Source organism: Lelliottia jeotgali (assembly GCF_016771845.1).
Classification (GTDB): domain Bacteria; phylum Pseudomonadota; class Gammaproteobacteria; order Enterobacterales; family Enterobacteriaceae; genus Enterobacter; species Enterobacter jeotgali.
In genome coordinates this window covers 709,562-722,231 of the sequence record NZ_JAENMQ010000001.1, presented here as the reverse complement: position 1 = coordinate 722,231, position 12,670 = coordinate 709,562, and the positions used below count along the sequence as shown (strand labels likewise).

Annotated in this window: 14 protein-coding genes; 9 read left to right on the top strand and 5 right to left on the bottom strand. The window is 55.2% G+C overall.

What is annotated here, in order from left to right:
* Positions 1–7: 7 nt before the first annotated feature.
* Genes JBO43_RS03510 through JBO43_RS03500 form a run of 3 tightly spaced genes read right to left on the bottom strand, consistent with a single transcriptional unit; the run spans position 8 to position 1,834 of the window.
* Positions 8–403 (bottom strand): MAPEG family protein, encoded by a 396-nt coding sequence (locus JBO43_RS03510; RefSeq protein WP_095282395.1) that lies wholly within the window; start codon positions 401–403, stop codon positions 8–10.
* Between the two features lie 49 nt (positions 404–452).
* Complete coding sequence (locus tag JBO43_RS03505) at positions 453–1,271, bottom strand: DUF72 domain-containing protein (RefSeq protein WP_202673727.1); 819 nt, start codon at positions 1,269–1,271, stop codon at positions 453–455.
* Positions 1,268–1,834 (bottom strand): hydrolase, encoded by a 567-nt coding sequence (locus tag JBO43_RS03500; protein WP_103946082.1) that lies wholly within the window; start codon positions 1,832–1,834, stop codon positions 1,268–1,270. Before JBO43_RS03500 ends, JBO43_RS03505 begins: the two co-directional genes overlap by 4 nt.
* A 264-nt stretch (positions 1,835–2,098) precedes the next feature.
* Between JBO43_RS03500 and aspS the strand changes: the two genes are divergently transcribed.
* The 6 genes from aspS (at position 2,099) to ruvB (ending at position 7,585) form a co-directional block, all read left to right on the top strand.
* Entirely contained in the window at positions 2,099–3,871 is a 1,773-nt protein-coding gene (gene aspS / locus JBO43_RS03495) for an aspartate--tRNA ligase (protein WP_103946081.1), read from the top strand.
* A gap of 1 nt (position 3,872) precedes the next feature.
* Positions 3,873–4,316, top strand: a complete 444-nt coding sequence (nudB, locus tag JBO43_RS03490; protein WP_095282391.1) for a dihydroneopterin triphosphate diphosphatase — start codon at positions 3,873–3,875, stop codon at positions 4,314–4,316.
* Positions 4,317–4,457: 141 nt separating this feature from the next.
* Positions 4,458–5,198 (top strand): YebC/PmpR family DNA-binding transcriptional regulator, encoded by a 741-nt coding sequence (locus JBO43_RS03485; protein ID WP_064326513.1) that lies wholly within the window; start codon positions 4,458–4,460, stop codon positions 5,196–5,198.
* 154 nt (positions 5,199–5,352) lie between these two features.
* Complete coding sequence (ruvC, locus tag JBO43_RS03480; RefSeq protein WP_095282390.1) at positions 5,353–5,874, top strand: crossover junction endodeoxyribonuclease RuvC; 522 nt, start codon at positions 5,353–5,355, stop codon at positions 5,872–5,874.
* Positions 5,875–5,954: 80 nt separating this feature from the next.
* On the top strand, positions 5,955–6,566 hold the full coding sequence (gene ruvA / locus JBO43_RS03475; RefSeq protein ID WP_095282389.1) for a Holliday junction branch migration protein RuvA: 612 nt from the start codon (positions 5,955–5,957) through the stop codon (positions 6,564–6,566).
* Between the two features lie 8 nt (positions 6,567–6,574).
* Positions 6,575–7,585 carry a Holliday junction branch migration DNA helicase RuvB gene (ruvB, locus tag JBO43_RS03470; RefSeq protein ID WP_095282388.1) on the top strand — a complete coding sequence of 337 codons (1,011 nt, stop codon included), beginning with the start codon at positions 6,575–6,577 and terminating at the stop codon, positions 7,583–7,585.
* Positions 7,586–7,679: 94 nt separating this feature from the next.
* Here ruvB and znuB read toward each other — a convergent pair whose 3' ends face one another.
* Together znuB and znuC are read right to left on the bottom strand one after the other, a co-directional pair.
* Positions 7,680–8,465, bottom strand: coding sequence for a zinc ABC transporter permease subunit ZnuB (znuB, locus tag JBO43_RS03465; protein WP_202673726.1), 786 nt, complete (start codon positions 8,463–8,465; stop codon positions 7,680–7,682).
* Positions 8,462–9,217 (bottom strand): zinc ABC transporter ATP-binding protein ZnuC, encoded by a 756-nt coding sequence (gene znuC, locus JBO43_RS03460; protein WP_202673725.1) that lies wholly within the window; start codon positions 9,215–9,217, stop codon positions 8,462–8,464. Before znuC ends, znuB begins: the two co-directional genes overlap by 4 nt.
* Positions 9,218–9,294: 77 nt before the next feature.
* On the opposite strand from znuC, the gene znuA reads away from it, so the two are divergent.
* From znuA to lpxM, 3 genes are all read left to right on the top strand, one after another.
* The gene (gene znuA / locus JBO43_RS03455) at positions 9,295–10,239 is read left to right on the top strand and encodes a zinc ABC transporter substrate-binding protein ZnuA (RefSeq protein WP_202673724.1); all 945 of its coding nucleotides are present in this window, start codon (positions 9,295–9,297) and stop codon (positions 10,237–10,239) included.
* A gap of 15 nt (positions 10,240–10,254) precedes the next feature.
* Positions 10,255–11,574 (top strand): murein DD-endopeptidase MepM, encoded by a 1,320-nt coding sequence (gene mepM / locus JBO43_RS03450; protein ID WP_095282384.1) that lies wholly within the window; start codon positions 10,255–10,257, stop codon positions 11,572–11,574.
* Positions 11,575–11,692: 118 nt separating this feature from the next.
* On the top strand, positions 11,693–12,664 hold the full coding sequence (lpxM, locus tag JBO43_RS03445; RefSeq protein WP_202673723.1) for a lauroyl-Kdo(2)-lipid IV(A) myristoyltransferase: 972 nt from the start codon (positions 11,693–11,695) through the stop codon (positions 12,662–12,664).
* Positions 12,665–12,670 lie beyond the last annotated feature (6 nt).

Sequence of the window (12,670 nt, the reverse complement as noted above, 5' to 3'; positions counted from 1 at the left end):
TTGTGCGCTAATGGAAAGAGAAAACCAACTCCCACGGCATATACCACAGGTTAGCCAGCACCATCAGCAAAAGCGAACACCAGGTCGCGCTCATGCCGGAACGACGCCAGCGGAATAAGCGGTGGTGGAAGCCGTAATAATGCATCAGTCGCCCGGCGATCAATAACAGACCGCAGACGTGAACCATCCAGGTTTCTGCGCCGTCCATTTCCATGAGCAGCAGCAAAATCAGCGCAACGGGAATGTACTCCACCGCATTACCATGAATGCGAATGGCGCTTTGAAGCTCCGAAAACCCACCGTCACCGTATGAGACGCGGTATTGCATTCTCAGGCGCACAACGTCAAACGAAAACTTAATCAGTAGTAATGCACCTAACACCGCGTACAGTGCGCTGACCATACAAACTCCCTGTTTTTGGCAGATGGCACTTCTATGATAGGGGTTGACGTCAGAAAAGAGAAGATTGTTGTGGGATCGACGGGGCAGGTCCAAGGGACGGAACCGCATCCTGCAAGGCTTGCCACAGTGCATCGACCAGTTCAGGCGCCTGGGCGATGTCCGGCGTGTGCAGGAACAGGTAAGGCGTGGTGGTTTGCTCCCATTTCGGCAGTGTTTGCAGCCAGACGTCGAACATCTCGCGGTTTTGCTGCATATTGTCGCTGCCGATAAACCGCACCATCGGGTTGTGGGCGGTGACGACCGCATGAACCGGCACTTTCGGTTTTTTACGTTGGGCGTCGATAATGGCTTCGCTATGCGCCACGGCGCTATGGACCGGACGACTGTCCAAAATGACACGATTCACACCGCGTTCATGCAATCCACGGTTAAGCGCCTGTTCCGCTTCACCTTTGGCGAAAAACTCTGGATGACGAACTTCCACGCCGTAAGTAAATTCGCGGGGAAGGGCGTCGAGAAAACCCCACAGCGCGGGCAGATCACGCGGGCCAAAGGTAGCGGGCAGTTGCAACCAGTACTGGCCAATGCGGTTCGCCAGCGGCGACATCCTGTCGAAAAACTCCTCGGTTAAATCTCCGCACTGGCGCAACGCGGCCTGGTGCGAAATGGTCGCCGGGAATTTAAAGCAGAAGCGGAAGTCATCGGTGGTCTGCTCACGCCAGCGGGAGACGATCTCCGCGCGCGGCAGGGCGTACAGCGTGGTATTGCCCTCCACACAGTTAAAATGGCGGGCATACTCTTCAAGGCTGGTAATGCCCAGGCGCACCCATTTCGGGTGCGACCATTGGGGAAGTCCCAGGTAGATCATAACGCGCTAAGGATCTCGTCGGTGCTGCGCACGCGGCCAATACGCGGGAAGATATGGGTCATGCTGCCCTGATGCTGATCCGCCGAGGCGGCGCTGCACGCGTCTTCGGCAATCACCAGATTAAAGCCCAGTTCCCAGGCGTTGCGCGCGGTGGATTCCACGCCGATATTGGTGGAAATCCCGCACAGGATGATGGTGTCGATCCCACGACGGCGCAGCTGGAGTTCCAGATCGGTGCCGTAGAACGCGCCCCACTGGCGTTTGGTGACTTCGATATCGCTATCCTGTTTGCCCAGAGTTTCAGGATACGTCCACCAGTTTGCGGGCAGCGCGGCGGCAGGCGCTTTAGCATCCACCGGCTGTTTCAGCGCTTCGGCGAAATCGGCTGACCAGCCCACGCGCACCATCACCACCGGCGATCCGCTGGCGCGACATTTATCCGCAAGACGTGCGCTGCGGCTGACCACATCCGAAGCCGTGTGCGGGCCGCCGGCGAACGGCAGAATACCTTCCTGCAAATCAATCACAACAAGCGCGGTTTTGGTGGCATCAAGTGTTAACATCATTACTCCAGTCAAGAAATTAGCGTCCGTCACACCTTACGATGATACAGGGTAAGTAAGATCGGATAATTTTGTTAATTTTTGTGAGAATGCGCAATAAGAGCGCAGCAATCGCGCGTCTGGCAAGCTTCTCTCTTATCGTACGGCGGAATTTCCAGTATAATAGCCGCCTTTTTTCATCCAGTTGTGACATACAGAAAGCTGCGACATAGTAGCCTGTAACTCAGGCGACATTTAGCCTGCGGCTAAATTAAGGGATATCTCATGCGTACAGAATATTGCGGGCAGTTGCGTCAGTCCCACGTTGGACAGCAGGTGACCCTGTGTGGTTGGGTCAACCGTCGTCGTGATCTTGGTAGCCTTATCTTCATCGATTTGCGTGACCGTGAAGGCATCGTGCAGGTGTTCTTCGATCCGGATCGTGCGGACGCGTTAAAACTGGCCTCCGAACTGCGTAATGAGTTCTGCATCCAGGTCACCGGCACCGTGCGTGCGCGTGACGAAAAAAACATCAACGCCGATATGGCGACGGGTGCCATCGAAGTGCTGGCGTCCGACCTGACTATCATCAACCGTTCAGAATCGCTGCCGCTTGACTCCAACCACGTCAACACCGAAGAAGCGCGTCTGAAATATCGCTATCTGGATCTGCGTCGCCCGGAAATGGCTCAGCGCCTGAAAACCCGCGCGAAGATCACCAGCCTGGTGCGTCGTTTCATGGACGACCACGGTTTCCTCGATATCGAAACCCCGATGCTGACCAAAGCCACGCCGGAAGGCGCGCGCGATTATCTGGTCCCTTCACGCGTACATAAAGGCAAATTCTACGCGCTGCCGCAGTCTCCACAGCTGTTCAAACAGCTGCTGATGATGTCCGGTTTCGATCGCTACTATCAGATCGTGAAATGCTTCCGCGACGAAGACCTGCGCGCTGACCGTCAGCCTGAATTTACCCAGATCGACGTCGAGACTTCCTTCATGACCGCACCACAGGTGCGCGAAATCATGGAAGCGCTGGTACGTGGTCTGTGGCAGGACGTGAAAGGTGTGGATCTGGGCGATTTCCCGATCATGACCTTCGCAGAAGCAGAGCGTCGTTACGGTTCTGACAAACCCGACCTGCGTAACCCGATGGAGCTGGTGGACGTCGCTGACCTGCTGAAAGCAGTCGAATTTGCCGTCTTCTCCGGCCCGGCTAACGATCCGAAAGGCCGCGTGGCTGCCCTGCGTGTTCCTGGTGGCGCAAGCTTGAGCCGTAAACAAATTGATGACTACGGCAATTTCGTCAAAATCTACGGCGCGAAAGGCCTGGCTTATATTAAAGTCACCGAACGTGCGAAAGGCATCGAGGGGATCACTAGCCCGGTGGCGAAATTCCTGAACGCAGATATCGTGGAAGCGGTTCTTGAGCGCACTGGCGCACAGGACGGCGACATGATCTTCTTCGGCGCTGACAACAAGAAAGTGGTTGCCGACGCGCTGGGCGCACTGCGCCTCAAACTGGGTAAAGACCTGAGCCTGACCGACGAAGCCAAATGGGCTCCGCTGTGGGTGATTGATTTCCCAATGTTTGAAGAAGACGGTGAAGGCGGCCTGACGGCAATGCACCACCCGTTCACCGCGCCGAAAGACATGACCGCGAGCGAACTGAAAGCGGCACCGGAAGAGGCCGTGGCGAACGCCTACGATATGGTGATCAACGGTTATGAAGTGGGCGGCGGTTCCGTGCGTATCCACAGCGGCGAAATGCAGCAGACCGTGTTCGGCATTCTGGGCATTAACGAGCAAGAGCAGCGCGAGAAGTTTGGCTTCCTGCTGGACGCCCTGAAATACGGCACGCCTCCGCACGCAGGCCTGGCGTTTGGTCTGGATCGCCTGACCATGCTGCTGACCGGTACCGATAACATTCGTGATGTAATTGCCTTCCCGAAAACCACCGCCGCTGCGTGTCTGATGACCGAAGCGCCAAGCTTTGCTAACCCGGCCTCTCTGGCTGAGCTGGGCATCGACGTGGTGAAAAAGGAAGAGAAAAACTGATATGGAGTATAAGCGTCCCGTTTCGGTCTTAGTGGTGATTTACGCGCAGGACACTAGGCGGGTGCTGATGTTACAGCGACGCGACGATCCCGATTTCTGGCAGTCGGTTACCGGCAGCCTGGAAGAGGGTGAAACCGCGTTGCAGGCCGCCGCGCGTGAAGTAAATGAAGAGGTCACCATTAATGTTGCTCAGGAGCAACTGACCCTGAAGGACTGTCAGCGCACGGTGGAGTTTGAAATTTTTAGCCATTTACGTCATCGCTATGCGCCGGGAATTGAGCGCAATACGGAATCGTGGTTCTGTCTTGCGCTTCCCCATGAACGGCAGATCGTGTTTACGGAACATCTGACCTACCGCTGGGTTGATGCAGCCGTTGCCGCTACCTTGACCAAGTCATGGAGCAACCGGCAGGCGATTGAAGAATTTGTAATTAACGTTAACTAGTTTTCCCAAGAATTTCAGTTCTCAGGAAGGCGGCAAGGTCGCGAATCGCCAGGAGCTTACGTTGGTAAGTGACTGGCGTAAGCGGGCGCAGCCAACGCATCTGGAAGCTGAAAGGCGAAGGATAATTTTGGAGAGTTTTTTATGGCAGGTCATAGTAAGTGGGCCAACACCAAACACCGTAAAGCGGCACAGGATGCCAAACGCGGTAAGATCTTTACTAAAATCATTCGCGAGCTGGTGACTGCAGCCCGTTTGGGCGGCGGCGATGCGGGTTCTAACCCACGTCTGCGCGCAGCGATTGATAAAGCACTGTCTAACAACATGACGCGTGACACCCTGAACCGTGCCATCGCACGTGGCGTGGGCGGCGATGATGACGCGAACATGGAAACCATCATTTATGAAGGTTACGGCCCTGGCGGTACAGCGGTCATGGTTGAGTGTCTGTCTGACAACCGTAACCGTACCGTTGCCGAAGTGCGTCATGCGTTTACCAAAACCGGTGGCAACCTGGGCACCGACGGTTCCGTGGCTTACCTGTTCAGCAAAAAAGGCGTGATCTCCTTCGAGAAAGGCGACGAAGACGCGATCATGGAAGCGGCGCTGGAAGCAGGTGCTGAAGACGTTGTGACCTTCGACGACGGTGCGATTGACGTCTACACCGCCTGGGAAGAGATGGGCGCAGTGCGTGATGCGCTGGAAGCGGCAGGTCTGAAAGCGGACAACGCTGAAGTGTCGATGATCCCATCGACCAAAGCAGACATGGATGCGGAAACCGCGCCAAAACTGCTGCGTCTGATCGATATGCTGGAAGACTGCGACGACGTGCAGGAAGTTTATCATAACGGCGAGATCTCTGATGAGGTCGCCGCGACCCTGTGATTCGCGTCATCTTTAAGCCCACAGGTGCGTTGGCTCTCCTCGGTCACCCCAGTCACGTAGTTCATCTACGCTCCTGGAGATTCGCTGCGTGGCCGCCTTCCTGTGAGCTGAAAGATTTAGCGTATCACCGCCCCGTTATCACCGGAGACGCGTGATGTCGATTATTCTCGGGATTGACCCCGGTTCACGCATCACCGGTTATGGCGTTATCCGCCAGGTCGGTCGTCAACTGACGTATCTGGGCAGTGGCTGTATTCGTACTAAAGTGGATGATTTACCGTCACGGCTGAAATTAATCTACGCGGGCGTGTCGGAAATCATCACCCAGTTTCAGCCGGACTTTTTTGCCATCGAGCAGGTGTTTATGGCGAAAAATGCCGACTCGGCGTTGAAACTGGGTCAGGCGCGCGGCGTGGCGATTGTCGCGGCGGTCAACCAGGATTTACCGGTGTTCGAATATGCGGCGCGGCAGGTCAAACAGACGGTCGTCGGCAATGGCGCGGCAGAGAAAACGCAGGTACAGCACATGGTGCGAACCTTGCTAAAGCTCCCGGCTAATCCGCAGGCGGATGCCGCCGATGCGCTGGCCATTGCGATAACCCACTGTCATGTGAGCCAGAACGCCATGCAAATGAGCGATTCGCGGCTCAATCTGGCGCGAGGTCGGTTACGATAATCACAAAAGAGGCTGGATAAACATCCAGCCTTTTTTTATGATGGCAGAAGTTAAATTAGCATCTCACGCAGGAGCAGCATGTGATTGGCAGACTCAGAGGCATCATCATTGAAAAACAACCCCCGTTAGTTCTGCTGGAAGCGGGAGGCGTGGGCTATGAAGTCCATATGCCGATGACCTGTTTCTATGAACTCCCGGACTCAGGGAAAGAGGCGATTGTCTTCACCCAGTTCGTAGTACGTGAAGATGCGCAGCTCTTGTACGGCTTTAATAATAAGCAGGAACGTATGCTGTTCCGCGAACTGATTAAAACTAACGGCGTCGGTCCTAAGCTGGCGTTGGCCATTTTGTCCGGTATGTCGGCCCAGCAGTTTGTGAATGCCGTTGAGCGTGAAGATCCCGCTGCGCTGATCAAGCTGCCAGGCATTGGCAAAAAAACCGCCGAGCGTCTGATTGTCGAAATGAAGGATCGCTTCAAAGGTCTGCACGGCGACCTGTTTACGCCAGCGTCCGATCTGGTGCTGACTTCACCGAACGGCCCAACGGACGACGACGCAGAGCAAGAAGCAGTGGCTGCGCTGGTGGCGCTGGGCTATAAACCACAGGAAGCCAGCCGGATGGTGAGCAAAATCGCCAAACCGGATGCCAGCAGTGAAACCCTGATTCGTGAAGCGCTCCGCGCGGCATTGTGAGGTAGAGGATGATTGAAGCAGACCGCCTGATTTCGGCAGCCAGCAGTGTTCCAGAGGATGTAGTGGATCGCGCGATCCGCCCGAAATTGCTGGAAGAGTACATTGGCCAGCCGCAGGTTCGCTCACAGATGGAAATCTTTATCCAGGCGGCGAAACTTCGCGGGGATGCACTCGATCATCTGCTGATTTTTGGCCCTCCAGGCTTAGGTAAAACCACGCTGGCGAATATCGTTGCTAACGAAATGGGCGTGAATCTGCGCACCACCTCTGGCCCGGTGCTTGAGAAAGCAGGGGATTTGGCGGCGATGCTGACCAACCTCGAGCCGCACGACGTGCTGTTCATTGATGAGATCCACCGTCTGTCTCCGGTGGTCGAAGAGGTGCTGTATCCGGCGATGGAAGATTATCAGCTGGATATCATGATTGGTGAAGGTCCGGCGGCGCGCTCAATTAAAATTGACCTGCCGCCATTTACCCTGATTGGCGCCACTACCCGTGCGGGGTCACTGACCTCGCCACTGCGCGACCGCTTCGGCATTGTGCAGCGACTTGAGTTCTATCAGGTGGCCGATCTGCAGTACATTGTTGGTCGTAGCGCGCGCTTTATGGGACTTGAGCTGAGCGATGAGGGCGCGTTTGAAGTGGCTAAACGTTCGCGAGGTACACCGCGTATCGCCAACCGTCTTCTGCGTCGTGTGCGTGACTTCGCTGAAGTGAAACACGACGGCACCATTTCGCTGGATATCGCCTCGCAGGCGCTGGACATGCTGAACGTCGATGCGGAAGGATTTGACTATATGGACCGCAAGCTGCTGCTGGCGATTCTGGATAAATTCTTTGGCGGGCCGGTCGGGCTGGACAACCTGGCGGCGGCGATTGGTGAAGAGCGGGAAACCATCGAGGACGTGCTGGAGCCGTATCTGATTCAGCAGGGCTTTTTACAGCGCACGCCGCGTGGACGAATGGCAACGGTACGCGCGTGGAATCACTTCGGGATTACGCCACCGGAAATGCCGTAGTTCGCTGCGGAAAAAGCCGGATGGCGGCTACGCCTTGTCCGGCCTACAACGACACCTGTAGCCCCGGTAAGCGCAGCGCCACCGGGGACACTATTCAGCTGGCAGGTTTCTTCATCATGCTGAGGATAAACATCAGCGCAGCGCACAGCACCACAGACGGGCCGGCTGGCGTGTCGTAAAAGGCTGAGAAGGTTAATCCGCCGGTAACGGCAATCATCCCAACAATCACTGCAATCCCCGCCATTTGCTCCGGCGTACGCGAAAAGCGCCGCGCGGTGGCTGCCGGGATAATCAGCAGCGACGTGATGATCAGCGCACCGACAAACTTCATTGCTACCCCAATTGTCAGTGCCGTCACCAGCATAAGCAGCAGTTTCACCCGCTGAAGTTTGACGCCATCGACAAAAGCCAAATCTGAGCTGACGGTCATCGCCAACAAATTACGCCACTGCCACAGCAAAATTCCCAGCACCACAACGACACCGATGGCGATAGAGATCAGATCTTCCGGCGTCACTGCCAGCAGATCGCCAAACAGATACGCCATTAAATCAACGCGAATGTTCGACATCAGGCTCACTACCACCAGACCGAGCGACAGCGCACTGTGCGCCATAATCCCCAGCAGTGTATCCACCGCGAGGTGAGGGCGCTTTTCAAGCCATACCAGCCCGGCTGCGAGCAGCAGTGTCACCGCGATAACGGCGTAAAAAGGATTTACATCCAGCAATAAGCCAAACGCCACACCCAGTAATGAGGCGTGTGCCAGCGTATCGCCGAAATAAGACATCCGGCGCCAGACGACAAAAGACCCCAGCGGGCCCGCGGCGCAGGCGAGCATCACCCCGGCTAGCCAGCCGGGTAATAACAATTCAATCATGAGTGTCCATTTCCCCGACGCAGGACAATCCGTCCCTGTAAATCATGGCGATGATTATGGTTGTGGCGATAAATGCCGAGCTGTTCAGCCCCGCGAGAGCCAAACATGGAGATAAATTCCGGGTGCATCGACACCACTTCTGGCGTACCGGAGCAGCAGATATGGTGATTAAGGCACAGCACTTCGTCGGTTTTCGCCATCACCAGATGCAGGTCGTGAGAGACCATCAGCACGGCGCAATCCAGCTCACGACGCAGCTGATCGATTAAGTCGTACAGAGCAACCTGTCCATTCACGTCCACGCCCTGAGTGGGCTCGTCGAGCACCAGTAGCTGAGGCTGACTCAGCAACGCGCGGGCCAGCAGCACACGCTGGGTCTCACCGCCGGAGAGTTTTTGCAGCGGTGCTTCGACCAGATGCCCGGCCTGGACGCGTTTCAGCGCAGGGAGAATATCGTCTTTGCGCGTGCCCGGACGCAGTCGTAAAAAACGACCGACCGTTAACGGCAGCGTAGCATCCAGGTGCAATTTTTGCGGAACATAGCCAATGCGCAGTTTATCGTCGCGCGTGATGACGCCTGCATCAGGTGCGACTAAGCCAAGAACCACGCGCACCAGGGTCGATTTGCCCGCGCCATTTGGGCCGAGTAAGGTTAAAATTTTGCCGGGTTTGAGGTCCAGCGAGACGTCAGAGAGGACGCGGCGCTGACCAAAAGAAACCGAGATATTTTCGAGAGAAACTAAAGTCGTCATGTCAATTTAAGCTTGCAGAAGTCAACGAATGTTATAATATCACATTCCACGCATTCATTACGATAATAAGTTGCATTATGTTACATAAAAATACGCTTCTTTTCGCAGCATTATCCGCTGGCCTTTGGGGTTCAGCAGCACAAGATGTTAACGCCGCCGTTGTCGCTTCGCTTAAACCACTGGGATTCATCGCTTCGGCCATCGCCGATGGCGTGACAGTAACGCAGGTTTTACTGCCTGACGGTGCCTCCGAGCATGATTATTCTTTGCGTCCATCCGATGTAAAACGCTTACAGAACGCGGACTTAGTGGTCTGGATTGGTCCAGAGATGGAAGCGTTCATGCAAAAATCAGCGAGCAAAGTTCCGCCGCAAAAACAGGTCACCATTGCTGAGCTTTCTGGCGTGAAACCGTTGCTCATGAAAGGGGCTGACGACGACGACGGCGATCACGACCATGATCATGCCGAGGGTGAAAAAGGTGACGACCATCACCATCACGGCGAGTACAACATGCATCTTTGGCTCTCCCCAGAGATAGCGCGGCTCTCAGCGGTTGCAATCCATGACAAATTAGTGGAACTTATGCCGCAAAGTCGAGCCAAACTAGACGCCAACCTGAAGGATTTTGAGGCACAATTAGCCGCAACCGATAAGCAGGTGGGTAACGAGCTCGCACCGCTGAAAGGTAAAGGGTATTTCGTTTTTCATGACGCCTATGGCTACTACGAAAAACACTACGGCCTGACCCCGCTGGGTCACTTCACCGTCAACCCGGAAATTCAGCCCGGTGCGCAGCGTTTACATGAAATCAGAACACAGTTGGTTGAGCAAAAAGCGACATGCGTTTTTGCTGAGCCACAGTTCAGGCCAGCGGTCGTTGAAGCCGTGGCCAGGGGAACGTCCGTGCGCATGGGAACCCTGGACCCGCTTGGAACCAATATTCAGCTGAGCAAGGCGAGTTACTCGCAGTTCCTCAGTCAATTGGCGAACCAGTATTCGAGCTGCCTGAAAGGAGATTAACGAGGAAGTGAACACGTGCAACAGATAGCCCGCTCTGTCGCCCTGGCATTTAATAATCTGCCCAGACCCCACCGCGTTATGCTGGGGTCCCTGACAGTTCTCACCTTAGCGGTCGCCGTCTGGCGGCCCTATGTGTACCACCCACATTCAGCCCCTATCATTAAAACCATCGAGCTGGAAAAGAGCGAAATTCGTTCCTTGCTGCCCGATGCCAGCGAGCCTATCGATCAGGCTGCTCAGGAAGACGAAGCGATTCCTCAGGATGAGCTGGATGACAAAACCGCGAACGAAGCCGGCATCCATGAATACGTTGTCTCGACGGGCGATACGTTGAGCAGCGTTCTCAATCAGTACGGTATTGAGATGGGTGATATCAGCCAGCTCGCCGCATCTGACAAAGATCTGCGTAACCTCAAAATTGGCCAGCAATTATCCTGGACGCTGACCGCCGATGGCGATTTGCAGCGTCTGACCTGGGAAGTCTCACGTCGTGAAACCCGTACCTACGATCGGTCTGGAAACGGTTTCAAAATGACCAGCGAAATGCAGCAAGGCGACTGGGTCAACAATGTGTTGAAAGGCACCGTGGGTGGCAGCTTTGTGGCCAGCGCGCGCGAAGCCGGATTAACCAGCGGCGAAATCAGCTCGGTGATCAAAGCCATGCAGTGGCAGATGGATTTCCGCAAACTGAAAAAAGGCGACGAATTCTCGATTCTGATGTCCCGCGAAATGCTGGACGGCAAGCGTGAACAGAGCCAACTGATGGGTGTGCGCTTACGCTCAGAAGGCAAAGATTATTACGCCATTCGTGCCGAAGACGGTAAGTTCTATGACCGCAACGGTACGGGGCTGGCGAAAGGTTTCCTGCGTTTCCCGACGGCGAAACAGTTCCGTATATCGTCCAACTTTAACCCGCGTCGCCTGAACCCGGTTACGGGTCGCGTAGCACCGCACCGTGGTGTTGACTTCGCGATGCCGCAGGGCACGCCAGTGCTTTCCGTGGGTGACGGCGAAGTGGTTATCGCTAAACGCAGCGGCGCGGCGGGATATTACGTGGCGGTTCGTCACGGGCGCACCTACACCACCCGCTATATGCACCTGCGTAAGCTGCTGGTTCAGCCGGGACAGAAAGTGAAACGCGGTGACCGCATTGCGCTTTCGGGCAATACCGGACGCTCCACTGGCCCGCATCTGCACTATGAAGTGTGGATTAACCAGCAGGCGGTAAATCCGTTGACGGCGAAACTGCCACGCACCGAAGGCCTGACCGGTAAAGATCGCACCGACTATCTGGCCCAGGTTAAAGAGGTTATGCCGCAACTGCGCTTCGACTAACCTGTCGTTATTGTAAAGCCGGTGCAGAGATGCACCGGCTTTTTCTTTTGTGCGATGCAGCCTGCCTCGCTACACTAACTCATTATTATTTTGTGCTTCACCAGACCCTGGAACCCGCATGGAAACCCAAAAAAACAACAGTGAATACATTCCCGAGTTTGAGAAATCTTTTCGTCACCCGCGCAACTGGGGCGCGTGGCTGGGTGTTTATGCCTTTGCGGGCATTGCGCTGCTTCCTGCATCTGTACGTGACCCGGTGCTGGGTAAAATTGGCCTGTTAGCCGGACGGCTGGGCAAAAGCGCGCGTCGTCGTGCGCAGATCAATCTTTATTACTGTTTCCCTGAAAAGACCAACGCCGAGCGCGAAGCGATTATTGACGCCATGTTCACCACTGCGCCACAGGCGATGGCGATGATGGGTGAGCTGGCGCTGCGCGGGCCGGAAAAGGTCATGAATCGCGTAGACTGGAAAGGGCTGGAGATTATCGATGAAATGCGTCGTAACGACGAAAAAGTCATTTTCCTCGTGCCGCACGGCTGGGGCGTGGACATTCCCGCGATGTTAATGGCTTCTCAGGGCCAGAAAATGGCAGCCATGTTCCATAACCAGGGTAATAAAATTTTTGATTATGTGTGGAACACCGTCCGCCGTCGTTTTGGTGGCCGCCTTCATGCGCGTAACGATGGCATCAAACCGTTCATTAAGTCGGTGCGTGAGGGTTACTGGGGCTACTATTTGCCGGATCAGGATCACGGTGCTGAGCACAGCGAATTTGTCGATTTCTTTGCCACTTATAAAGCTACGCTGCCTGCGATTGGTCGGCTGATGAAAGTCTGCCGCGCCCGCGTTGTACCGCTGTTCCCGATTTACGATGGCAAAACCCATCGTCTGACCATCGAAGTGCGACCGCCGATGGACGATCTTCTGGACGCTGACGACAACACCATCGCACGCCGGATGAACGAAGAGGTCGAAATCCTCGTCGGCCCGCATGCTGAGCAGTACACGTGGATTCTGAAATTGCTTAAGACGCGTAAACCCGGTGAGAAAGAGCCGTATAAGCGTAAAGAGTTGTTCCCGAAGAAATAAAAAATC

What these genes read in the sequence shown, in the direction of transcription:
- ruvC (WP_095282390.1), top strand. Translation starts at nt 5,353, where the DNA reads ATGTCGATTATTCTCGGGATTGACCCCGGTTCACGCATCACCGGTTAT.
- JBO43_RS03485 (WP_064326513.1), top strand. Translation starts at nt 4,458, where the DNA reads ATGGCAGGTCATAGTAAGTGGGCCAACACCAAACACCGTAAAGCGGCA.
- JBO43_RS03500 (WP_103946082.1), bottom strand. Translation starts at nt 1,834, where the DNA reads ATGTTAACACTTGATGCCACCAAAACCGCGCTTGTTGTGATTGATTTG.
- ruvB (WP_095282388.1), top strand. Translation starts at nt 6,575, where the DNA reads ATGATTGAAGCAGACCGCCTGATTTCGGCAGCCAGCAGTGTTCCAGAG.
- znuC (WP_202673725.1), bottom strand. Translation starts at nt 9,217, where the DNA reads ATGACGACTTTAGTTTCTCTCGAAAATATCTCGGTTTCTTTTGGTCAG.
- JBO43_RS03510 (WP_095282395.1), bottom strand. Translation starts at nt 403, where the DNA reads ATGGTCAGCGCACTGTACGCGGTGTTAGGTGCATTACTACTGATTAAG.
- JBO43_RS03505 (WP_202673727.1), bottom strand. Translation starts at nt 1,271, where the DNA reads ATGATCTACCTGGGACTTCCCCAATGGTCGCACCCGAAATGGGTGCGC.
- lpxM (WP_202673723.1), top strand. Translation starts at nt 11,693, where the DNA reads ATGGAAACCCAAAAAAACAACAGTGAATACATTCCCGAGTTTGAGAAA.
- znuA (WP_202673724.1), top strand. Translation starts at nt 9,295, where the DNA reads ATGTTACATAAAAATACGCTTCTTTTCGCAGCATTATCCGCTGGCCTT.
- znuB (WP_202673726.1), bottom strand. Translation starts at nt 8,465, where the DNA reads ATGATTGAATTGTTATTACCCGGCTGGCTAGCCGGGGTGATGCTCGCC.
- nudB (WP_095282391.1), top strand. Translation starts at nt 3,873, where the DNA reads ATGGAGTATAAGCGTCCCGTTTCGGTCTTAGTGGTGATTTACGCGCAG.
- aspS (WP_103946081.1), top strand. Translation starts at nt 2,099, where the DNA reads ATGCGTACAGAATATTGCGGGCAGTTGCGTCAGTCCCACGTTGGACAG.